Origin of the sequence: Enhydrobacter sp., from assembly GCA_025808875.1 — a bacterium.
In the GTDB taxonomy this organism is placed as follows: Bacteria; Pseudomonadota; Alphaproteobacteria; order Reyranellales; family Reyranellaceae; genus Reyranella.
This window is the reverse complement of record CP075528.1, coordinates 1,269,849-1,290,621: the sequence shown is the minus strand read 5'-3', so window position 1 is coordinate 1,290,621 and position 20,773 is coordinate 1,269,849. Positions and strand designations below refer to the sequence as shown.

Sequence of the window (20,773 nt, the reverse complement as noted above, 5' to 3'; positions counted from 1 at the left end):
CCCGTCAGGCCAGCGGGTTGTAGTCGACCTCGACCCGGTAGGGCGCGGCGCGGCGGCCGAAGGCGTGGCGGTCGACGGCGGCGACGTCGAGGCCGGTGACGACGAGATAGCGCGTCGCATCCATCAGATGATCGTCGACCTTAACGACCGTGCCCTTCTCGTCGCGGCGGTAGAGCCGGAACTCGTCGAGCCAGTGCCGCAGCGAGGCGAAGACCTTGAGCCGGCCGGTGGCGAGGCGGTCCCACACCGCGAGCAGGCCGGCATCGACACCGTTGGCCGCCGGCACCAGCGACAGCCCGAGTTCGACGTATCGCTGCAGCAGCTGGAGCCCGTCGCTCTGGTTGCGGCCGCGCGAGGCCGGATCGATGGCACCCGTCATCCAGGCGCCGCGCGAGCGGACGGCGGCGGCGTGCGCGGCCGGCTCGGCATGGCCGCGCGAGTGCTCCGAATAGAGATAGAGGCAGTCGGAATCGCGGTCGTGCGCGCCCCACACCGCGGCGGTGCGGTTCCAGCCGACGTCGAGCCCGTAGGCGCGCGGCCACCAGCGCGGCAGCTCGAACGGCTCCACGACGATGTCGTTCTCCGCGATCGGATAGATCGCGCCCGAGCCGAGCTGCGGCACGCCCCTCGCGCGCGCGTCGCGCTGGTGCGGCGGCACCTCGGCCCACAGCACCTCCCGCTCCTTCGGTGACAGGTGCAGCGCGTCGTCCCACGTCGCGCCGGTCGCGCTCTTGGTCATCCATCGTCCCCTTCTCCGGCCTGCCTTCGTCGCTCGGCGTCGAGGAAGGCGCGGACGAGTTCGGTCATGCCCTGCAGCGGCGTGAAGGTCAGCATGACGATGCCGTCGACCGTCATGGTGCGGATCAGGCATTCGACGTAGACCGCCATCGGCGGCTCCTCGTCGAGCCAGATCAGCTCGCGCTCGGTGCCCTCGAAGGCGCCGCGGCCCTGCTCGAACGACTTGAAGCCGAGCGTCGACAAGCCGCCCGACGCGTGGCGCACCTGCAGGATGTCGACGGCGTCGGCGACGCCGCGCTGCCAGGAGACGGCGCCGATCGTGTCGGCCGGGATGAGGCCGCTGCCGGCCACCGTCTTTCGGCCGCCTTCGAAGGCCACGGGCCCGCACAGCTTGGCCTGGATGATGTCGCGGGTGGTGGCGGCGGTGCGGCCGACGGCCCAGGCGCGGATCGGCCGGTCGAAGCGATGGCCTTCCCACCAGTGCGGATAGAGGCCGGTGAGGTGCAAGGTGGTCTCGTAGCCGCCGATGCCCTCGGTCTTGCCGATGCGGTTGGCGGCCATCATCAGGCGCTCGCGGTGCTGCGCGCCGTTCCTGAAGAATTCCAGGTGCTTGACGTAGAGCTCGCGCCTGAGCGGCCCGGTGTCGGGATAGAAATAGGCCAGCCGGCCGCTCGTCGGGAACGACCGACGCGGCGCGCCGCCCGACGCCAACCGGGCGACGAGCGCCGGCATCGGGCGAACCATGTCGGGGAACTCCAGCATCACCGGCGCCTCGCCGAATTAAAAAACAGGAAAAAATTCGCCGCGGGCCAGCGGCGGTGACGGTCGATGTCGCTCATGGCCTCACCATAGGCGCGCCGCGCCAAAACACCTATTCGGGTCGACGGATAGCGACGGTGCCTTGTGCCATCGGCATCCGAACCTCGTTCGACCCCCCCGAATCGCCGCCGCGCGGAGAGTCAAATGCATCCGGGGAGAGTCAGATTCGCCCCGACCTCTGGGCAACGCCCCCGTCGCCCGCCATATCGCGGGTCCTCACGCGTAGCGTTCGTGAGAGAAAGGACGACGATGAGCAAGACGATATCGGCCGGCACCGCGGACGCGGAGATGCCGGAGAACGGGACGACGAAGACCGAGACGCCCCGAGCCGAGACGCCCCGAGCCGAGACGACGGAAAAGCGCGGACCCGGCCGGCCGCGGGGCAGCCTCGGCCTGCCGACCATCATTCGCCGCTTCGTCAATCAGGGCATGATCGACAGGGCGATAGAGATCCTGAACACCGCGCTCGAAGAGGGCAGCGAGACGGCGGCGCGATTCCTGATCCGGCAGGTCTGCGGCCAGCCGCGCGGGGCGGTCGTCGAGCTCGACCTGCCGTCGACCAGGACGGCGGCCGGCGTCGACGAGGCGCAGCAGCGGGTGCTGGAGGCGCTGGCCGATGGCCGGCTGGCGGTGGGCGATGCCGAGCGCGTGTTCGGGCTGCTCGAGCTGAGGCGGCGCAGCATCGAGACGCGCGACCTCGAGCGGCGGGTGAAGAAGGCGGCCAAGGCGCAGAAGAAGAACGAGGCGTTCTCCGACGCGCTGAACCGCACCGCCGACGGCGAGGCCTCGTCGGAAAAGCTGGAGCGACTCGAGGAGGAGGCGAAGCCCGATCTCGACGACGAGACCCGCTATGGCGAGATCGGCGATCGCTTCTTCGCCGAGGCCACGCCCGAGCGCGCCGAGCGCGTGCGCGAGGCGGCGCGCGGGGTGATGAAGGAGCAGCAGCAGGAGCGCGAGGCCGCGCCGGCGGCGACCCCGGCCTCGGCGCGTCCCGCGCCGGACGCGCCGCCGCCGTCAAGTTCCTGAAGAACCCGCCGCCGACCGCGACCCGGCGCCAGGCTGCCGTAGCGCCGCCGCGACGCCGGCGCCGTCGCATCCCACGGCCCGCCCCGGCGTTGTCGGGGGCAGACACGTGAGCAGCAGGAGGCATCGATGCCGTCGAACACGATCGAGCGTGTGCCCGACAACACGGCGGAGCACCTCAACGAGGCCATCCTGGCGCGCACGGCGCGAAGCGTGCTGCACCACGCGCGCCATCGCGACCGCATCGACCGGCGGCTGCGCGAGCTCGACCGGGAATGGGACATCGAGCGCCTGCTCGAAGCCAATGCCGGCCTGTTCGGCTTCCTCGGGGTGGCCCTCGGCACCGGGGTCGATCGCCGCTGGCTCGGCCTGTCGGCGCTGGTCGGCGCGTTCCTGTTCCAGCACGCCGTCCAGGGCTGGTGCCCGCCGGTGCCGCTGTTTCGCCGCTGGGGAGTCCGCACCGCGCGGGAGATCGAGCTGGAGCGCATCGCACTCAAGGCGCTGCGCGGCGACTTCGACGACGCAGGCGAGGACCCCTCGCGCGCGCTGGCGGCCGCCGCCCTGTGACCGATCGGGATCACGTCCACCGCGCGCAGATCCGCTCGGCCGTGGTGGTGGCGAGCTGTTGGCCGAAGCGGCTGCGATAGACCTCGAGCAAGGCGTCGTGCGTACGGTCGACGCTGCTGCACAGCGCGTCGGTCGGCAGGACGACGCGAAAGCCGTGGTCGAGCGCGCCCATGATCGTGGCCATCACGCAGACGTCGGTTTCGCCGCCGGAGACGATGAGCGTGGTCGCGCCGCGGCGGCGCAGGGCGGGCGCGAGACGCGGGTTGGAGAAGGCGGAGTATCCGCTCTTGTCGACGAGGTGGGCCGGCGGAACGAGCCGGCGCAGCGGCTCCACCAGCTCGAGTAGCGCCGGATCGAGCCGGTCGCGCGCCATCCCGCGCCAGCGCCGGTAGTAGTCCTTCCAGGCGCCGACCGCCTGCTCGGGCGTGGGCGGCGGCACGAAGCGCGTGAACACCGTGCGCTCGGGCCGGCACTCGGCGATCGCCGTCACCTGCGGCAGCACCTTGGGAAGCCACGGCACGTGCCAGTCGGTCGGCTCGGCGAAGAGCCGTTGCATGTCGACCGCGACGTGAAAGGCCGAGCCGTCCAGCCCGAGAGGCGCCATGCCGGAGAAAATGCGCGGCGGCGGCCGGCGTTCCGTGGCGGGCGTTCCGTGGCGGCGAACGCAACCGCGCCCGCGGTCCGCGCGTTCCACCGCGCACCGACCAGCGCGGGAGTGCGCGATGGCGAGATATTCGAAGAGTGCCGCCAGCGACGTGAAGCGCGCGATGCGCCGACGCCGGAAGGGCACGCTGAAGAGCGGCAAGGGCGGCAAGGGCGGAACGGTGAAGAGCCGCAAGCAGGCGATCGCCATCGGGCTGAGCGAGGCGCGCCGCAAGGGCAAGAAGGTGCCGCGCCGCAAGTCGGGCGAACGGTAGCCCCACGACCGATCCGCGCGCGTGATCCAGCCGGGCCGACGATGCGTAGAGAGACGGCGGGCGCCGCGGTCGCGCCCTCTGGGTGTGTTCGTCGACGGGGTCGTTCGGTATGCGTGGCAGGTTTGGCGTGGTTCGCGTGGTCGGCCTGTCGTGGCTGCTGTGGGCGACGGCCGTTTCGTCGGCGCCGGCGCAGCCGGCCAACGATCCCTTCGCCACCCGCGGAGCGGCCGACGAATGGGCGGTGACGCTGGGCGCGGGGGCCGCGCTGCGCCCGACCTTCGAGGGCAGCGATCGCTACTTCGTCAGTCCATTGCCGTTCGTGAGCGTCGTGTGGCGCGACACGGTCTCGCTCGACACGTCGGGCCTCAACGCCTACCGCCGCTTCGGCGGCCTGCAGGTCGGCGGCGGCCTGACCTACAGCCTCGGGCGGCGCCAGGGGTCCAGTGTGTTCGCGCAGGGCGACGAGCGGCTTGCCGGACTGGGCGACGTTCCGGCGGCGCTCGGCGCGCGCGGCTTCGCCAACTACCGGCTCGGCCCGGCGATCCTCGGCGTCACGGTCACGAAGTTCCTGATGCAGGGCAACGACGGCCTGCTGGTCGATGCGGGCGTGGCGCTGCCATGGCGCGTCAGCGACCGGCTGTCGCTGCTCGGCCGCGTCTCCGCGGTATGGGCCGACGCCAGCCACACCCAGACTTATTTCGGCGTCACGCCGGCACAGTCGGCGGCCTCCGGCTATCCGGTCCACCAGGCCGGCGCGGGCCTCAAGGATGTCGGCCTCGGCGTCGGCGCGCGCTACCGGCTCGCCGAGCACTGGATGCTGTCGGCCAACGCGCGCGTCAGCCGATTGATGGACGACGCGGCCGGCAGCCCCTTCACCGTCGCGGACACCGGCGTCACGGTGTTCGGCATGGTCGGGTACCGCTTCTAGGCTAGTAGTACCCCTCGCGATAGCCACGCTGGAGGAAGCCGATGCGCACCAGCTCGACGGCGACCATGCCCTGCACGACGATGGCGAGCGCGCAGGCGCCGACGATGGCGACGACGGTGATGGCGGCGGAGCTCGTGACGATCACGGCGAGCACGATGAGCAGCAGCGCCGCCAGGGCGATGCCGATGCTGGCCAGGGTCATCCACAGCGCCATGCGCGGGAAGCCCTTGGCGAGGACGTAGATCGGTCCGCCGACCGAGCCCCAGAAATAGTCGCGGCCGGCGAGCACCTGGCTGTCGCCGTCCTGCGGATGGTCGAGATAGTGGACGGTGAACAAGAGTGGCGACCGTTTCTCTCTAGGGTTTGATCTAGGGTTTGATCCGCACCGTGGTGGTGACGTCGTTGCTGCCCTTGGGCGTGACGAAGTACGCGCCGGCGACCTGCAGGATGACGAAGCAACCTTCCACGCCGCCGCGGAACTTCTGCCACTTCACGCAGAAGGCCTGGCCCGAATCGTCCCAGCGCCAGCGTCCCTCGTCGGCCATCGGGCCGCTCATCGTCGCCGATCCGTCGGGCCTGTAGAGGGCCTCCAGGGTGCCGCCTGGCGTCTCGAGCAGCAGCGTCTTGCCGATAAAGCCCTCGAATATCGCACGGCTCTGCTCCTGCGCCCGGGCGGCGCCGGCGACAGTGACGGCCAGAATCACGGCCGCCGCGATCACGCAACGTGTCATGACGCGCATCCTTCCCCCGCCGATCGCCGGTCCGCCGCGTTCCCGCGCGGCGGCCGGGGGACTTGTCGCCCCGTCGGCGTCTCTTTCACACCCGCGGACAGGATAGCGAAGCGGCCCGCGGGACGCCACCGTCCGCCGACCGCTCGCCTGGGCATCGTTGACCCTGCGAGTCGCTCGCGGTTCCGGACGACCCATTTGGGCAATGGCACGCGGCGGCGCGCTGCACTATGCTGACCGCCATCGAGGGAAGACGTCGCGGGGGACGTCTGGCCGATGAAGGAACCGACAACCGATCCGGGAGAGGGCGGGCCTGCGGCGAACTCGCCGCAGGGCGAGCACGATATCGCCGTGCTGCCGGTCGGCGCACGGATCGGCCGCTACGAGATCACCGCCATCCTCGGCCAGGGCGGCTTCGGCATCACCTACCGCGCGCGCGACGAGCAGCTCGGCCGCGAGGTCGCGATCAAGGAGTATCTGCCGACCTCGCTCGCCTTCCGCCGCGCCGACGCCACCGTGCTGCCGCGCTCGACCAAGGTCGCCGAGGATTTCCGCTGGGGCCGCGAGCGCTTCGTCTCGGAGGGCCGCACGCTCGCCAGCCTGCACGATGCGCCCGGCATCGTGCGCGTCTTCGACTTCATGGAGATGAACGGCACCGCCTACATCGTCATGGAGCTGGTGCAAGGCGAGACGCTCGAAGCGCGGCTGAGGCGAGGCGGCCGGCTTTCCGCCCGCGAGATCGAGACGATTCTGCCGCCGCTGCTCGACGGGCTGGAGAAGGTGCACGAGACCGGTTTCCTGCATCGCGACATCAAGCCGGCCAACATCCTGATGGGCGAGGACGACCGGCCGACCCTGATCGATTTCGGCGCCTCGCGCGCGGCGATGGCCGGCCGCACCACCGCAATGACGGCGATCTTCACGCCGGGTTACGCCGCGACCGAGCAGTTCACCTCGGCCAGGCAGGGGCCGTGGACCGACATCTACGGCCTCTCGGCGACGCTTTATCACGCGATCACCGGCGCGCCGCCGCCCAGCGCCTTCGATCGCATGCTCGACGACGCGTACAAGCCGCTCGCCAGGCTGTCGCCGCCGGGCTTCGCGCGCGGCCTGCTGGTGGGCATCGACGCCGGCCTCGCCGTGCGCTCGTCGGAACGGCCGCAGTCGATCGCCGGCTGGCGATCGTTGCTCGCGCAAAGCGACGCGGGTGCGTTCGACGCGACGGTGGCGCTCGGCCAGCCGACCGCTCCCGCGGCCACGGTCGCCCTGGCCCGATCTCGGCCGACACCCGCCGCGGCGGCGGCGCCGGCCCGCAGCCGCACCGTACTGTATGCGGGCGTGGCGGCGGCGGTGCTTCTGCTTCTCGGCGTCGGCGGCTACGTCCTCTTCACCGGCAAGCCGCAGCCCCAGGCCCTGGCCCTGCACGAAATGAAGGCGGAGGAACTGGAGAAGGCGCTGGAGGCTCGCCGCAAGGCGGACGCCGAGGCCGCCGAGAAGCGCCGGCTGGAGGAGGAAGCGCAGCAGAAGGCGGCGGCCGACGACGCCGCCAAGCAGGCCGCCGACGCCGAGCTCGAGCGCACCCGCGCGGAGCGACAGAAGGCGGAGGAGGAGCTGGCGCGATTGCAGGCCGAGATCGAAGCACAGCGCAAGGCGGCGGCCGAGCAGCGCGAGATCGCCGAGGCGACCGCCAGGCGGGCCGAAGCCGAGGCAGCCAAGCGCAAGATCGAGGCGGAGATGGCGGCGTTGCGCGCGGCCGAGGAGGAGGCGCAGCGCAAGGCGGCGATCGAGGCCGAGGCCAAGCGGCTCGCCGACGAGGCGCTCGCCAGGGCCCAGGCCGAGCGCGCCAGGGCCGATGCGGAAGCCAGGGCCAGGACCGATGCGGAGGCCAGGCAGAAGGCCGAGGCCGACGCCAAGACCCGCGCCGAGGCGGAGGCCCGCGCGAAGGTCGCCGCCGAGAAGGAGAAGGCGGAGGCCGAGGCCAAAGCGAAGGCAGAAGCCGAGCAGAAGAGCGCGAAGGCGACGGAGGCAGCGGAGGCGGCGCTGCGACTCTCGGTGCAGGACCGCCAGCGCCTGCAGGTCGCGCTGACCGCGCTCGGCTTCAATACGGGCGGCAGCGACGGCGCCTTCGGGCCGCGCAGCCGTCAGGCGATCGCCGGCTGGCAGAAGAATCGCAGGGAACCCGAGACCGGCTTCCTCACCGCCAGCCAGCAGCAGGCGCTGCTGAGGGACGCCGCGCCCGCGGTGGCGAAGTTCGACGACGACCGGAAGAAACTCGAGGAGGAAGCCAAGGCCAAGGCAGCGGCGGCTGCCGCCGGCCAGCAGGCGCCGACACAACAGCAGGCGCCCCCGCAACAAGCGGCGGCCTCGCCGTTGGACGGCACATACGGCGGAGGCGCGGAGTTCAGTTCTCTTGGCGGGCTTCATTCCGCGACCGGTGCCCGCTCGGTGAGGGCCACGTTCAGGGACGGTGCCGGATCGGTAGTGGTGACCTCGGCCAAGTGCGGGGCGTCGACGCTCGCCCTCAAGGTTTCGGCCGACGGCGCGTTCACCACCGGAGGCGAGGTGTACGACGAGCATTGCGCCCGGACATCCGTCAACGGCGCCGGCAGGATCGCCGATGGGCAACTCGAGCTTCGCCTCTCCGGTCCCGCCGGAAGCCTGAGGGGAACCCTGAGATTCGGGTATTAGCGTTCGGGGCCCTGCGAGTCGCTCGCGGTTTCGCGCGACCCAATTGGGCAATGGCACGCGGCGGCGCGCTGTTCTATCCTGAACGATATCGAGAAAAGGCGTCGCGGGGGACGTCCGGTCGATGAAGGAACCGACGACAGATCCGAACCAGCCAGCCGCGCAGGCCGAGCACGATTTCGCCGCGCTGCCGGTCGGCGCGCGCGTCGGCCGCTACGAGATCACGGCCATCCTCGGCCAGGGCGGCTTCGGCATCACCTACCGCGCGCGCGACGAGCAGCTCGGCCGCGAGGTGGCGATCAAGGAATACCTGCCGAGTGCGCTGGCGGTGCGCCAGGACGGCTCGACCGTGCTGCCGCGCTCGACCAAGGTCGCCGAGGATTTCGGCTGGGGCCGCGAGCGCTTCGTTTCGGAGGGCCGCACGCTCGCCAGCCTGCACGATGCGCCCGGCATCGTGCGCGTCTTCGACTTCATGGAGATGAACGGCACCGCCTACATCGTCATGGAGCTGGTGCGCGGCGACACGCTCGAGGGGCTGCTGAAGCAGAAGGGCAAGCTCTCGCCCGGGGAAGTCGAGTTCATCCTGGGCCCCCTGCTCGACGGGCTGGAGAAGGTGCACGAGACGGGCTTCCTGCACCGCGACATCAAGCCGGCCAACATCCTGCTCAGACCCGACGGCAAGCCGACCCTGATCGATTTCGGCGCCTCGCGCGCGGCGATGGCCGGCCGCACCACGGCGATGACGGCGATCTTCACGCCGGGCTATGCCGCCGCCGAGCAGTTCACCTCGGCCAGGCAGGGGCCGTGGACCGACATCTACGGCCTGTCGGCGACGCTCTATCACGCGATCACCGGCGCCGCGCCGCCCAGCGCCTTCGATCGCATGCTCGACGACGAGTACAAGCCGCTGACCTCGCTGGCGCCGCCGGCGATCCAGGCGGGCTTCAAGCCGGGCCTGCTGATCGGCATCGATTCGGGTCTCGCGGTGCGCGCCTCGGAGCGGCCGCAGTCGATCGCCGGCTGGCGGCCCTTGCTGACCCAGGCGAGCGCCGGCGCCGCCGACGCCACCGTCGCGCTCGGCCGCCAGCCCGATCCCAACGTCACGATCGCGGTGCCGCGCGCGCCGCAGGCCGCGCCCTCCACACAGGCGCCGACTCAGGTTCCGACCCAAGTTCCGACCCAGGCGCCGGCCCCGCCCGTGGCTCCAACCGTCGCGCCGGCTGCGGCCGCGCCGGCGAAGAGCCGCATCGGCCTCTATGCCGGCGTCGCGGTGGTGGCGCTGCTGGTGCTGGCCGGCGGCGGCTACGCCCTGCTGGGCGGCAAGTCGGCGCCGCCGACCGCGTCGACCGCACCGCCGGCCGCGCCGGCCCCCCCGCAGGCCGTGGCGCTGCAGGACATGAAGGTCGAGGAGCTGGAGAAGGTGCTGGAGGCGCGGCGCAGGGCCGAGGCCGAGGCGGCGGAGAAGCGGCGACTCGAGGAGGAGGCCAAGCAGAAGGCGGAGGCCGATTCGGAGGCCAAGCGCAAGGCGGACGACGAGCTGACCAGGGCCGAGGATCAGCGCAAGAAGGCGGAGGAGGAGCTGGCGCGGCTGCAGGCCGAGCTCGAGACGCAGCGCAAGGCGGCCGCCGAGCAGCGCGAGATCGCCGAGGCGCAGGCCAAGCGGATCGCGGCCGAGGAGGCGCGGCGCAAGATCGAGGCCGAGATGGCGGCGCTGCGCGCGACCGAGGACGAGGCGCGACGCAAGGCGGCAATCGAGGCCGAGGCCAAGCGGCTCGCCGACGAGGCGCTCGCCAAGGCGGCGGCCGAGCGCGCCAGGGCGGAAGCCGAGGCGAAGGCCAGGGCCGACGCCGAAGCCAAACAGAAGGCGGAGGCCGACGCCAAGACTCGCCTCGAGGCCGAGGCGCGCGCCAAGGTCGCCGCCGAGAAGGAGAAGGTCGAGGCCGAGGCCAAGGCGAAGGCGGACGCCGAAGCCAAGGCGAAGGCGGACGCCGAAGCCAAGGCGAAGTTGGAAGCCGACAAGAAGGGCGCCGAGGCGGCCGAAGCCGCGCTGCGCCTGACGACGCAGGACCGCCAGCGCCTGCAGGTCGCGCTGACCGCGCTCGGCTTCAACACCGGCGGCAGCGACGGCGCCTTCGGCCCGCGCAGCCGCGCCGCCATCTCGGCGTGGCAGAAGAAGAACGACGAGGCGGAGACCGGCTTCCTCACCGCCAGCCAGCAGCAGGCGCTGCTCAAGGACGCCGCACCGGCGGTGGCGAAGTTCGACGAGGATCTGAAGAAGGCCGTCTTCGACGGCACCTATGGCGGCGCGCTGGCGGCGGGCGGCGGCGTGCGCCCGACCACCGTGCGGGTCGCCGGCGGCGCCGGCTCCGGCACCTTCAGCCATCCGCGCTGCGGCGACAATTCCTTCACCTTCACCATCGCCGCGACGGGCGAGATTTCCGGCAGCGGCCAGCGTTCCGATCCCAACTGCGCCAAGGTGCCGGCGACGGTGAGCGGCCGCGCCGCCAACAACCAGCTCCAGCTCGTGATCGCCGGCTCCGGCATGGATCTCGCCGGCACGGTGACCCTCGGCGCCGCACCGCCGTCCCTTCCCCAGGCCTCCCAGCAGCAAGCCCCCCAGCAGCAGGCATCCCAGCAGCAGGCCGCCGCGGGCGCCGGCTCGTTCGACGGCACCTATGGCGGCACGTTGAACTTCGCGGGCGCCGGCGGAATGGCCTTCGGCAGCGGCCCGCGCAGCACCACCATCCGCATCGCCGGCAATGTCGGGACGGGCACCACCACCGTGCAGCGCTGCGGCGCGTCGCCGCTCTCGATCCGGATCTCGCCGGCCGGGGAGATTTCCGGCGACGCCCGCGTGTTCGACCAGAACTGTTCGCAGCTTGCGATGAACGCCCGCGGCCGGGCGGGCGACGGCCAGCTCCAGCTCGATTTCTCCGGCGCCGGCGGCGAGCTGAAGGGCACCTTGCGACTCGGCGCGGCGGCGCCCGCCGCGGCGGCCGCCCCTTCGGCACCCTCCCCCGGCGGCCCCTCCGCGACGGGCGGCGTCGCCAACGTCTATGATGGCCGCTGGTCGGGTCTCGTCACGACGGGGGCCGGCGGGCAGATTCCCCTGTCGTCCGATGTGCGGAACGGCCGCGGCACCAGTTCGTGGTACAATCAACGCTGCAACGGCACGGTGAACGTCACGGTCCAGATCGATCCCGCCGGCACGTTCTCCCTCACCCTCGACGGCCCCAACGCGCGCTGCCAGGTCGGCACCAGCCGCTTCGCCGGCTCGATCCAGGGCAACAAGATCAGCGTCGCCATCGCCGGCGGCGCGGGCAGCATTGTCCTCAGCAAGTGACGCGATCGCTCCATTCCGGAGACGAACACCGTTGTCGTCCGACTCGCCCGCGCCCTAGGCTGCGGGTCGGAACGATTCCCACCACACCGAACCTCGTTCCCCTCCCTGGCCCACGCCGTCCACGTACCGGCGGCGTGGGCCTTCCCATTTCCGGCTGATCCCCTCATATCCGACGGGCAAGTGGACGAAGTTGCGGCTGGAAGCGGATCGCCTGTCCCTGCAGATCGATCGGGCATCTCGTCGGGAAGGTGTGTTCGGCCTGCGTCCGCATCAGATGCCGCGCGAGGCCATCGGGCCTTGCGGCGAGCCGTCGCGTTGCTGCGCCACTTCGATGGCCAGCAGGGCTTCGCCAAGAAGATGCGCGCCGGTCAGTCCCATCGCGAGCCAAAGTGCGAGGAGGAGCAGGCCTTTCGTCGTGCCATTCCACATCGGGCGACTCCCGTGACGCGTTGGACGGTAAGGGGACCATTAGCGCCGAAGGCCGATGGTTCCCGTCTCGTCCATCCAAACGTCACGCCTTGGTCACCGAAAGCTCCCGAACAATGCGGGCCGCGGGACGTTTGGCTCGCATGGTTCGATATCAGTGGAGGCGGGTCGCCTCGCAGCGGGTCCGCGCCACTTGCGTCACCGTTCTCGCCGGCGCGCTCGTCTCGTCGTCGGCGCTCGCCCAGGTGCCCCAGCCCGGGCAGGACGACGACGAAGTTCGGATCGAGGCCGAGATCGCCGCGGTCAGTCCCGACGCGCGCCGCGACGCGCCGCCCATACGGCTTCCCGGCCTGCTATCCATTCCTCCGGACGCGATGGTCATCGGGCCGTTCTCGCGGGTCGGTCCGTTGCAGTCTCACTTGCCGCTCGGAGCCGCGCCTGACAGTCCACTGCTGGCCTCTTCGTCCTTGCCAGCGCCCGCGCGCGCGGCGCTTGACCTTGTTCTCGCTTCGTCGTCCCGCCCGCCGGTTTTCGACATACCGCTCGCGACGATTTCGCCGGAGATCCTCCTCTCCGCCGTGCCGGCAGGCGTGCCGGGCGCGGTGGACGTGGCACCGGGCGGTCCGCCCATGCAGCGGGTGAGCCTCTCCTTGACGCCGGAGGCGCCGCCGGCCCCGGTGGAACCGGCGCTGGTCATGACCGACTATCCCGAGGTGACGACGGGGCCGGGCACGCCGCCGCCGCCGGTCCTTTTCGATCCCAGGGGAATGACCAGCCCGCAATGACCCGGCTGTTCCCCGCGGCCGTCGGGGGCTACCGTCTGGCGATCCGCCCAATGACGCAGGAGCGTGTCGCCGCTTGTCCTGTGACCGAAAAGGGACGTTGTCTCCGCAACCCCGCCGCGTCCGCCGGCGTTGCGCTTCCATGGATCGGTTGGCGGAGTTCGCCTATGGCTTCTGGGCGCTCGGGACGTTCGTGCTGCTGGCCGGCCTGGCCTACGCCGTGATCGCCTACCGGCGCCGCGCCGGTCTGCGCCAGCGCGAGCTCGAGAAGCGCCCACCCGTCGTCCCCCCGGGCTGACGTACCCCCGGGCTGACGTGCCGCCGGGCTGAGCAGCCACGCCTCAGCTGCGCGGCGGGCTCACCACATCGCGCCGGTCGTAGAGCAGGAGCCACGGGCAGGCCGCCGGGCCGCGCCGGACCGGCGAAGCGAATCCCTTGGGGCCGGCGATCACCATGTCGAACGTGCCGAGGCGGCCGTTCGACAGGCTGACGACGCATTCCATCCGGTAGTAGCCGGCGCTGTAGCCGCCGACCACGAAGGTCGAGCTCTCGAGCACGGGCAGCGGCGCGCCGCTGCCGCGCAGCGCATCGTAGGTCGAGGCGATCAGCCGGCGGTCGCGCGACTCGATCACCGCCTTGAGCTGTGCCGCGTAGCGCTGGGCCGAGGGCAGCGTCTCGAGATTGCGATAGACGTGGGTCAGCAGGCGCAGCATGGCCTCGTTGGCGGCGACCGATCTGACCTGCCCCGCCGCCGGTGCGCGATCCCAGTTCATGCCGTTGTTGCACACATTCACCGCCTGCCGTTCGACAGGCAGGGCCGGCGCGATGGCCTCGGCCGGGCAGATCTCGAGATCGGCCAGGTCGCCGGCGGTGGCGACGTGGAGCAGCTGGTCGCTCGGCTGGGCCAGCAGGCGGGCGACGAAGCCCGCCGGCACGCCCATGTCGGCGGCATACTGCACGATGGCGGCGGCGCCCAGCCGGGCGACGTTGAAGCTCTCGACCACCGCCCCTTCGGGCGTGCGGCTGGACAGCGCCTGTGCGTTGAGCCCGATATTGTGGAAGGCGAGATCGGCGCCGGGCTCGAGCGCCCGGCTGGTCCGGCGCCCGCCCTCGCCGTCCGGCTCGCTGCCGCCCAGGAAGGCGAGCGCGCAGGCCGACAGGCACTGGTCGCCCCGCTTCACCACCGTGGCGACCGCGAACTCGCGCAGCAACGCGCCGATCCTCATGCCCTCGACGACGTCGCCGCCGATGCTGCTGAGCTCCGCCGTCGCCATCGGCAGCAGCGCGTCGGCCTCGCGCGTGCGCTGCGTCAGCCGCACGAGGATCGTGCGCAGCTTGCTCGAATCGGCGGCGCCGATCACGCCGGTCATGCGGATCGTCGCGCTGCGCAGCGCGACCTTCGCCACCGGGCCCGGCAACTCGCGATCCTCGACCGCGAAATCCGCCGCCGCCGCTGCGCCCATCGGCGGCGCCAGCAGCAGCGCCGCCACGAGGCCGATGCGCCTGACATCCAGCACGAGTAATTCCCCGACTCTTCCCGCGAACAGGTTGCTCCCGTCGCTGCGCGAAGACCAGAATTGAACGATCCGATCTGGATGGAGTCACGCGGTTGTGTTCGATACAGGACGTTCACGTCGCCAGGACCGGCGCTCACTGCAAATTCCTGGCGCCCGCCGGGCGTCACCAGCCCGTCGCGCGGGGCCGCGTCGCCTTGGTCCAGCCCTCGATCTCGGCGCGCGTCCTGATCAGCCGCACGACGATCGCCAGCACCAGCACCAAAGGCGCGAGCAGATCCCAGGCGGCGGGGCCCTGCAGCAATTCGCTCGCCCGCGCCAGGCTGCCGATCGCGCCGGGAATCGCCAGGCCCGTGTAGACGTAGTCGCACTCCTTCACCCACTTCTCGCCGCGCCAGGCCAGCAGCCGCGCCGCCCCGCCGCCGTGCACGATCCAGTTCACCAGCGCCGTGTAGAGCAGCGCTCCCCAGACCGCGAGCAGCACCGCGAGATCGGCGGCCTCGCGAAGGCCGTGGGCGCCGGGTGCGCGCTGGAACACGAGCTTCACGAACAGCAGGACGGCGACCGCCGCACCCACGGCCTGCAGCACGACCAGCCTTGGCCGTTCGCCGCTCGTCGCGGTCGCCACCGCGCCGACCAGAAGGAAGCCGTAGGGCCCCCAGTCGGACCACGACTCGACGACCGACTTCAGCCACTCGTGCATGTCCAGCCCCCGCTGTTCGTCGCAAGGGAGTAGGCCTTCGACCGGCAGGCTGTCGAGCGGCGACGGGGCTCGGGGGCGCGGCGATTTCCGTTCCCTCCGCCACCGTCCGCCGGCTAGGATTGCGCCACGTGGGGACGTTCGGAGGCAGGGCCGAGGCTGGGGAGAGCCCCGTCGTGCGCCGCAAGTCCCGCGTCTCCTGGAGATCGCAGACACGCGATCTGCCCTTTGTCTGCAAGCTCCGGGTCCACTATCCGCGCCATCCCGGCGGTCACGAGGCTGAGCGCGCCGCCGCCGCCGCGATCGGCAAGGGCCGCTACGCCGCCCGCTCGTTGTTCGACGCCGCCGGCTTCAACATGGAATACCGCTTCGCCACGGGCGACCAGGCGCACGCCATGCAGATCTGGTTCGATGCCGAGGGCAAGGCGATGGACGAGGACGAGAACCGGCTCGACGCCGCCGGCCGGCCGGTGCGCCGGTTCGGCGAGAGCCGGCGGGCCTAGCCGCTGGAGCATGATGGTCCCCCGTCGAATCACCTGTCGTCCCGACCAAGGGCCGAAGGCCCGCGTGGAGGGGCCTTCCCTCGACGACAAGCCGTCATTCGCCGAAACGAGGTCCCTCCGCTACGCCTCGCTGCGCGAGGCTTCGGTCGGGACGACGGATGGAGCCGAACTCATCGCGCTTCAGGTCTCCCGCTTGCGCTCGACCACGACGATCGCGTCGTCGGGCTGCGGCTTCTGAAGTTTCAGCGCCTCTTCGAGCGTGCCGTTCAGCCAGCACGCGACGTCCTCCGCCGTCATCAGCATCACCGGCATCGCCTTGTCGTGGATCGGCGTCACCACGCCGTTCGGCACCGTCGTCAGGAACGCGAACAGCCGATGCCGACCGACGTTCGGCGCCTTGATCGTGCCCACGTCGCCCGTCCACTCGCGCCACACGCCGGCGAAGAAGAACGGTCGGCCGTCGGCGCGCGCGAACCAGCGATTGACCACCGGCTGGCGGGTCGTCCGGTCGGGCTCGGCGAACGCCGCCGCCGGCACCAGGCAGCGGCCGCCCCGGTTCCTGTCCTTGCCGACCGTCACCTCGGCCGCCTGCAGCCACGGCAGCCAGTGCCGGCTTTCGCTGTTGCGGATGTTGGTGATGAACCCCTGGCGCTTCGGCTTCTCGCCCGGCTTGGGCGGGAACGTCGGACCGGGCATGCCCCAGCGCATCGTGCCGATCGCCAGCCTGCCCGACTCCCTCGTCGCCACGGGCGCGGCATGGCGGGGATAGATGTCGGTCGGCGTGTTCTGTCCCGAGATCACCTCGGCCCAGTCCCTGCCGAGCAGCTTGTAATGCCGCAGCAGGCCGCGCACTTCGTCGCGCGACAGCTTCATGGTGTAGAGGTTGCACATGGAAATACTGGGTGAGCGACGTGGACGGAGGCCGGCGCCGTTATTCGATCGGAGCCCTGTAGTGCCGTGCTTGGCAGTCAGCCCACTCTCATCTCTCGCTCCATTCTGTCCGTCAGTTCATTAATTTCCCGGGTCCGCCGCTCCAGGATGGAGGTCAGCTTGTCCATGATTTCCTCCGGGACTGGGCTTTCCCCTGCATCGTAGCGCATCATGGTTCGCAGAGAGATGTCGAGTTGGCGCGCTCCTTCGGAGCGGTACTGCGGCCCCCACAGTGCCATACAAACGCGCTTGAACAAGGTCAGTCGGTTCATGCCGGCTCCTCCGAAACCGATGGCACACTATTATGACTGGCACAATGTTATGTCAATGATGAAGACTCGGCATCGAGCCAGACGGTCTTGCCGACCGTGTCATCAACTGCGCAGCACAAATACGCGAGGTTGCTGGCCAACTTCCATGCAAGAGAGCTAACTCTCCGGGCCATGGGCGAAGCCAAACGGAGACGAACGCGTCTGCAACGGATGCTCGCCGAGCAGCCGTGGTGCATCTACTGCGGTGGCTCGACACCGGGATCCTCCGTGGACCACATGCCACCGATCGCCATATGCGATTTGCGCCAGCGGCCTCCCGGCCTGGAGTTCGTCGCGTGTGCTGACTGTCACGAAGCTACGCGAAGGCTCGATCAGGTTGCGGCCGTCTTATGTCGGGCCTTTCCTGATCCGACATCCGAGGACGCACGCCGCGAAGTTCAAGCCCTTATGCGCGGCCTTGCAAACAACCAACCAGATATCCTCTTCGAGTGGCGCGCGAGCGCGATTCAAAGGCGCATCGCTTATGAAGCTCCGGGGCAGTTCAAGCGCGGCGGCGCGCTGAACATAGGTGACAAGACTCATATGATGATGTTGACGTTTGCAGCTCGCACCGCTGCCGCTTTGCACTTCCAGGTCACTCAGCGCATCGTTCCGAGCAGCGGCGGCATTTGGGCGACTTGGCACACGAACGAACGCCTGATCAAAGGTGACTTTCCGGAACACTTTGCCGAAATGCTGCCGCCCCATACGACACTTGGTGCAGGCCTCAGAAAGTCACTCGCCGGACAGTTCGACTATTCGAGTCGCGTCACCGATGACGGATTGATGTCGGCCCACATGGCGACCTTTCGACTTTCCTTTGCCATACAGGCTGCTGTCGCGACGGACATCGCAAGTTTTGCGCATGTCCAGTCGACCAGGCCAGCACTGGTCTTTCGGCCCGGCTTCTTGAAGAAGATGGGGCAGTAAGGCTGCAACGGCCCGGGCACTTCATCGCGCGACCGGTTCTTCCTGTAGTGATTGGACGTGTGCCAGTCCTCGCAGCCAACCATAACGGACCCTGGAAAATATGTCTTCGCCGGATTGGCGAGCTTCTGTGGCCCTAGCTCTGGGAAGGACGGCACTCCCAATGACCGGTGCCAGATGGTAGTGTCGCAGGTAACAACCATCGGTAGATCGTATGGCGGCCGGCCCTCAATCGCTCGATGCTCTCACTGTCGCTGTGAATCGCTCGGCTGAGCGGTTGCAGGCCTTGTGGTTCAGTTTCCTGGCTGCGACCGTCTACTTCGCAATCTCCGCTCTGACGACGACGCACCGCATGCTCTTCCTGGAGGAGGGCCAGACGCTGCCGATCATCGGTCTGACGTTGCCGTTGTTGCCCTTCTTCGTCATCGCGCCGGCGTTCTATTTCGTCCTTCACGTCTACATGCTGATGATGCTGGTCCTCCTCGCGCGCACCGCCAAAGCCTTCAATGATGCGTTGACGCTGGCACCGGGCATGGTGGACGCTGACCGCGAAAAGTACCGGCTGCGCCTTGAGAATGCGCTCTTTCTTCAAATCATCGTCGGCGCCCGACGCGAACGCGCCGGCGCCAACGGGATCATGCTCCAGGCCATTGCTCTGGTGACCCTCGCGATAGCGCCGGTGTTGGTCCTGTTGCTTTTTCAGCTCATGTTCCTGCCCTATCATAGCCAGCCCATTACCTGGTGGCATCGCGCCCTTGTGGTGGCCGACTTGGCGGCAGTGTGGACTCTGTGGCCCGCCTATCGCCGCGAATGGGGAGAACGCCTTTTGCCTCGACCGGACTTCTGGAGCCTTCTCACCAAGACCCTCTGGTCAGCGACGGTCATCTTATTTTCGGTGGGGATCGCGACTTTTCCGACTGAACGCCTTCACGGGATAGTTCAGCCGAGATGGCTGGCCGGAGCCTTGTTCGGCGCATCGTACGATGCCTCTACGGCTAGCATGGGCGGATACCCACACCTCTGGAAGCACGAGCGGGGCCTGTTTCCGAATCGCCTGTTTCTGCCTAATGAGGATTTTGTCGATGACGACAAGTTGAAGCGGTTGCTCGCCGAGAGCATTTCTCGCGAAGGTCGGGCAAGGCCTGCCTACATGCTCGACTTGCGAGGTCGCGACCTCGCGACCGCCGTGCTCGATTTCACCGACCTGCGCAACACCAATGCAGAGGGAACAGACCTACGGGGCACCCATCTTGATGGAGCGTGGCTTCAAGGCTCGAACTTTGGATTCGCTCGGATGACGGGCTTTTATGCGGTTGGGGCTCAATTCCAGGGGGCGAATATGCTCCGGGCACGGATGGAAGGAGCTTGGCTAAACGACGCGTCGTTTCAAGGCGCCCTTCTACGTGGCGCACACGTGTCGGGTGCAAGCTTATCGAATACTTCTATGGAAGGAGTTTCGCTTGCGTTCGCCCACTTGCAGGGCGCCCGCCTTTCCGATGCACGGGTTGATGGCGCTGACCTTTATGCCGCGCAACTTCAGGGGGCAAATCTCGACCGTGTCGTACTGAGGGCCGTGTGGTTGGAGCGAACCAACGTGTGGCGTGCACAAGGCGTTGGAAGTGTGAAAGCATCCATGATGCGAGATCTCGACCACCGAGAGCATCCGGACGCATTTCGCCCGAACCTGAAGTTTGCCGAATGGCTAGAAGAGATAGAGTCGCGCTTCCTTCGCGACTCATCTGCATGGTACTGGGCGGCGGAACAACAACTTTCGACTTTGGAGCCCAAGCTTGCAGAGTCTGCGATTGACTCAAGCACCAGTGGCGTTGGCTTCTGGGCAGCTCACGAGGCCAAGTTCTCGCCAGGAAAGGGCATCGACCGGGAGCTGACGCACGAGGTGTGGGAGATAGTCTGCAGGCGATCACCGACGCCCTTTGTCGTCAGAGGCATATTCGATCACGGAATCGGACGCCATCTGAAGCTGGCTGAAGCCCGCGCCCTTGTGGATGCTCTCAGGACGGCGTCGAAGGCCGCGCCGGACAAGGAAACGGAATGCCCCGTGGGGCGAGACCTGACACCAGCGGACTTCAATTTGCTCGAAGGCACATTGCGACACATCGCAAGATGGGGCACCCGCTAGGAGCCCCGCACGAACACCACCAGATCGCCATGCCGCCGCTTGCAGGCGAGGTAGGCCTGCGCCACCCGCAGCCGCTCGGCGGCGATGTCGTTGTCGCTGGCGCTGTCGGGATCGCCCACCAGCACCGGATCGGCGCAGGGCTGCAGCAGGCTGGCGTCAGGGCGGCGGTCCACCGCCACCGAGGAGGTCCCGCAGGCCGCGAGAAGCAGCGCGCATGGCAGGAGAGCGGGCGCAATCGCTCGTGCGCGGAAGGGCATGGATCACCTGTACCTGTTGACTGACATTGGCCTCGAGCTGGCGCATCGCCTCGGCCTGCCGCGCCACCAGCTCGGCCGACAGCGCCGCGTCCCGTTCCTTCAGTTCGATGACGCGCTCCGCGCCGCGCAGCTTCAGCGTCGCCGTCTCGAGCCGCGCCCACAGCCCCCAGACGACCAGGCCGGCGACGGCCAGCGCCAGCCACGGCCCGAGCCGCAGCAGCACGGCGCTCACCGGCTCTTCAGCGCGTCGAGCGCCGCCTTCATCACCTGGGTGTTGCCGTCGATCGCCGCGGCGACCTTGTTGGAGGCCTCGATGTTCTGGTGGATCACCTGCGTGCGCTCCTCGCCGCAGCTCTTGATCTCCCGGAACAGCAACCGCGCCAGCCCCACCGTGCAGCCGGCGAAGAACACCAGCCCGGCGGCCAGCACGATCTGCGCCGACCCGGCTCCAAGCAGCTTCGCGGTCTCGAGTGCAGCTTGATCCATGGCGCCGCTCCCCTACCGAACCACCCCACCCTGAGGAGCCGCACGGAGT

At 69.4% G+C, this 20,773-nt stretch carries 24 protein-coding genes; 11 read left to right on the top strand and 13 right to left on the bottom strand.

Translation table 11 applies throughout. The features are described from left to right. Positions 1–4 precede the first annotated feature (4 nt). Positions 5–739 carry a hypothetical protein gene (locus KIT25_06575; protein UYN96593.1) on the bottom strand — a complete coding sequence of 245 codons (735 nt, stop codon included), beginning with the start codon at positions 737–739 and terminating at the stop codon, positions 5–7. After that, a complete protein-coding gene (locus KIT25_06570; GenBank protein ID UYN96592.1) occupies positions 736–1,500 on the bottom strand; it encodes a terminase family protein in 765 nt (254 codons plus the stop codon). The genes KIT25_06575 and KIT25_06570 overlap by 4 nt, the downstream gene beginning before the upstream one ends. A gap of 306 nt (positions 1,501–1,806) precedes the next feature. Between KIT25_06570 and KIT25_06565 the strand changes: the two genes are divergently transcribed. Beyond that, positions 1,807–2,583 carry a hypothetical protein gene (locus KIT25_06565; protein ID UYN96591.1) on the top strand — a complete coding sequence of 259 codons (777 nt, stop codon included), beginning with the start codon at positions 1,807–1,809 and terminating at the stop codon, positions 2,581–2,583. 126 nt (positions 2,584–2,709) lie between these two features. Continuing rightward, positions 2,710–3,147 (top strand): DUF2892 domain-containing protein, encoded by a 438-nt coding sequence (locus KIT25_06560; GenBank protein ID UYN96590.1) that lies wholly within the window; start codon positions 2,710–2,712, stop codon positions 3,145–3,147. A gap of 10 nt (positions 3,148–3,157) precedes the next feature. Here KIT25_06560 and KIT25_06555 read toward each other — a convergent pair whose 3' ends face one another. Beyond that, complete coding sequence (locus KIT25_06555) at positions 3,158–3,703, bottom strand: cysteine hydrolase (protein ID UYN97848.1); 546 nt, start codon at positions 3,701–3,703, stop codon at positions 3,158–3,160. A gap of 166 nt (positions 3,704–3,869) precedes the next feature. On the opposite strand from KIT25_06555, the gene KIT25_06550 reads away from it, so the two are divergent. After that, complete coding sequence (locus KIT25_06550; protein UYN96589.1) at positions 3,870–4,064, top strand: hypothetical protein; 195 nt, start codon at positions 3,870–3,872, stop codon at positions 4,062–4,064. Between the two features lie 109 nt (positions 4,065–4,173). Beyond that, positions 4,174–4,992, top strand: a complete 819-nt coding sequence (locus tag KIT25_06545; GenBank protein ID UYN96588.1) for a MipA/OmpV family protein — start codon at positions 4,174–4,176, stop codon at positions 4,990–4,992. A gap of 1 nt (position 4,993) precedes the next feature. Here the strand turns inward: KIT25_06545 and KIT25_06540 are convergent, their stop codons facing one another. Both KIT25_06540 and KIT25_06535 read right to left on the bottom strand, forming a co-directional pair. Beyond that, positions 4,994–5,329: a hypothetical protein gene (locus KIT25_06540; GenBank protein ID UYN96587.1), complete on the bottom strand. Its 336-nt coding sequence runs from the start codon at positions 5,327–5,329 to the stop codon at positions 4,994–4,996. 31 nt (positions 5,330–5,360) lie between these two features. Continuing rightward, positions 5,361–5,723 carry a hypothetical protein gene (locus KIT25_06535; GenBank protein UYN96586.1) on the bottom strand — a complete coding sequence of 121 codons (363 nt, stop codon included), beginning with the start codon at positions 5,721–5,723 and terminating at the stop codon, positions 5,361–5,363. Positions 5,724–5,996: 273 nt separating this feature from the next. On the opposite strand from KIT25_06535, the gene KIT25_06530 reads away from it, so the two are divergent. Together KIT25_06530 and KIT25_06525 are read left to right on the top strand one after the other, a co-directional pair. Beyond that, positions 5,997–8,408 carry a protein kinase gene (locus KIT25_06530; GenBank protein ID UYN96585.1) on the top strand — a complete coding sequence of 804 codons (2,412 nt, stop codon included), beginning with the start codon at positions 5,997–5,999 and terminating at the stop codon, positions 8,406–8,408. Positions 8,409–8,529: 121 nt separating this feature from the next. After that, complete coding sequence (locus KIT25_06525; GenBank protein UYN96584.1) at positions 8,530–11,748, top strand: protein kinase; 3,219 nt, start codon at positions 8,530–8,532, stop codon at positions 11,746–11,748. A gap of 270 nt (positions 11,749–12,018) precedes the next feature. Here KIT25_06525 and KIT25_06520 read toward each other — a convergent pair whose 3' ends face one another. Beyond that, positions 12,019–12,177, bottom strand: coding sequence for a hypothetical protein (locus tag KIT25_06520; GenBank protein UYN96583.1), 159 nt, complete (start codon positions 12,175–12,177; stop codon positions 12,019–12,021). 89 nt (positions 12,178–12,266) lie between these two features. On the opposite strand from KIT25_06520, the gene KIT25_06515 reads away from it, so the two are divergent. Next, positions 12,267–12,959 carry a hypothetical protein gene (locus KIT25_06515; GenBank protein ID UYN96582.1) on the top strand — a complete coding sequence of 231 codons (693 nt, stop codon included), beginning with the start codon at positions 12,267–12,269 and terminating at the stop codon, positions 12,957–12,959. A 139-nt stretch (positions 12,960–13,098) separates the two neighbouring features. Continuing rightward, positions 13,099–13,254 carry a hypothetical protein gene (locus tag KIT25_06510; protein ID UYN96581.1) on the top strand — a complete coding sequence of 52 codons (156 nt, stop codon included), beginning with the start codon at positions 13,099–13,101 and terminating at the stop codon, positions 13,252–13,254. A gap of 43 nt (positions 13,255–13,297) precedes the next feature. On the opposite strand, the gene KIT25_06505 is transcribed toward KIT25_06510, so the two are convergent. After that, positions 13,298–14,473: a hypothetical protein gene (locus KIT25_06505; protein UYN96580.1), complete on the bottom strand. Its 1,176-nt coding sequence runs from the start codon at positions 14,471–14,473 to the stop codon at positions 13,298–13,300. A gap of 163 nt (positions 14,474–14,636) precedes the next feature. Then, a complete protein-coding gene (locus tag KIT25_06500) occupies positions 14,637–15,173 on the bottom strand; it encodes a hypothetical protein (protein UYN96579.1) in 537 nt (178 codons plus the stop codon). 173 nt (positions 15,174–15,346) lie between these two features. Here KIT25_06500 and KIT25_06495 point away from each other — a divergent pair, with 173 nt between their 5' ends. After that, positions 15,347–15,673, top strand: a complete 327-nt coding sequence (locus tag KIT25_06495) for a hypothetical protein (protein UYN96578.1) — start codon at positions 15,347–15,349, stop codon at positions 15,671–15,673. Between the two features lie 180 nt (positions 15,674–15,853). Here the strand turns inward: KIT25_06495 and KIT25_06490 are convergent, their stop codons facing one another. Both KIT25_06490 and KIT25_06485 read right to left on the bottom strand, forming a co-directional pair. Further along, a complete protein-coding gene (locus tag KIT25_06490; protein UYN96577.1) occupies positions 15,854–16,564 on the bottom strand; it encodes an SOS response-associated peptidase family protein in 711 nt (236 codons plus the stop codon). A gap of 77 nt (positions 16,565–16,641) precedes the next feature. Then, entirely contained in the window at positions 16,642–16,875 is a 234-nt protein-coding gene (locus tag KIT25_06485; GenBank protein ID UYN96576.1) for a hypothetical protein, read from the bottom strand. 171 nt (positions 16,876–17,046) lie between these two features. Between KIT25_06485 and KIT25_06480 the strand changes: the two genes are divergently transcribed. Both KIT25_06480 and KIT25_06475 read left to right on the top strand, forming a co-directional pair. Continuing rightward, positions 17,047–17,844, top strand: coding sequence for a hypothetical protein (locus KIT25_06480; protein ID UYN96575.1), 798 nt, complete (start codon positions 17,047–17,049; stop codon positions 17,842–17,844). Between the two features lie 349 nt (positions 17,845–18,193). Continuing rightward, positions 18,194–19,981, top strand: coding sequence for a pentapeptide repeat-containing protein (locus KIT25_06475; protein UYN96574.1), 1,788 nt, complete (start codon positions 18,194–18,196; stop codon positions 19,979–19,981). Here KIT25_06475 and KIT25_06470 read toward each other — a convergent pair. Genes KIT25_06470 through KIT25_06460 form a run of 3 tightly spaced genes read right to left on the bottom strand, consistent with a single transcriptional unit; the run spans position 19,978 to position 20,724 of the window. After that, positions 19,978–20,154: a hypothetical protein gene (locus tag KIT25_06470; GenBank protein UYN96573.1), complete on the bottom strand. Its 177-nt coding sequence runs from the start codon at positions 20,152–20,154 to the stop codon at positions 19,978–19,980. The genes KIT25_06475 and KIT25_06470 overlap by 4 nt on opposite strands. Continuing rightward, on the bottom strand, positions 20,138–20,470 hold the full coding sequence (locus KIT25_06465) for a hypothetical protein (GenBank protein UYN96572.1): 333 nt from the start codon (positions 20,468–20,470) through the stop codon (positions 20,138–20,140). The genes KIT25_06470 and KIT25_06465 overlap by 17 nt, the downstream gene beginning before the upstream one ends. Next, positions 20,467–20,724 carry a hypothetical protein gene (locus KIT25_06460; GenBank protein UYN96571.1) on the bottom strand — a complete coding sequence of 86 codons (258 nt, stop codon included), beginning with the start codon at positions 20,722–20,724 and terminating at the stop codon, positions 20,467–20,469. Before KIT25_06460 ends, KIT25_06465 begins: the two co-directional genes overlap by 4 nt. Between the last annotated feature and the right edge of the window lie 49 nt (positions 20,725–20,773).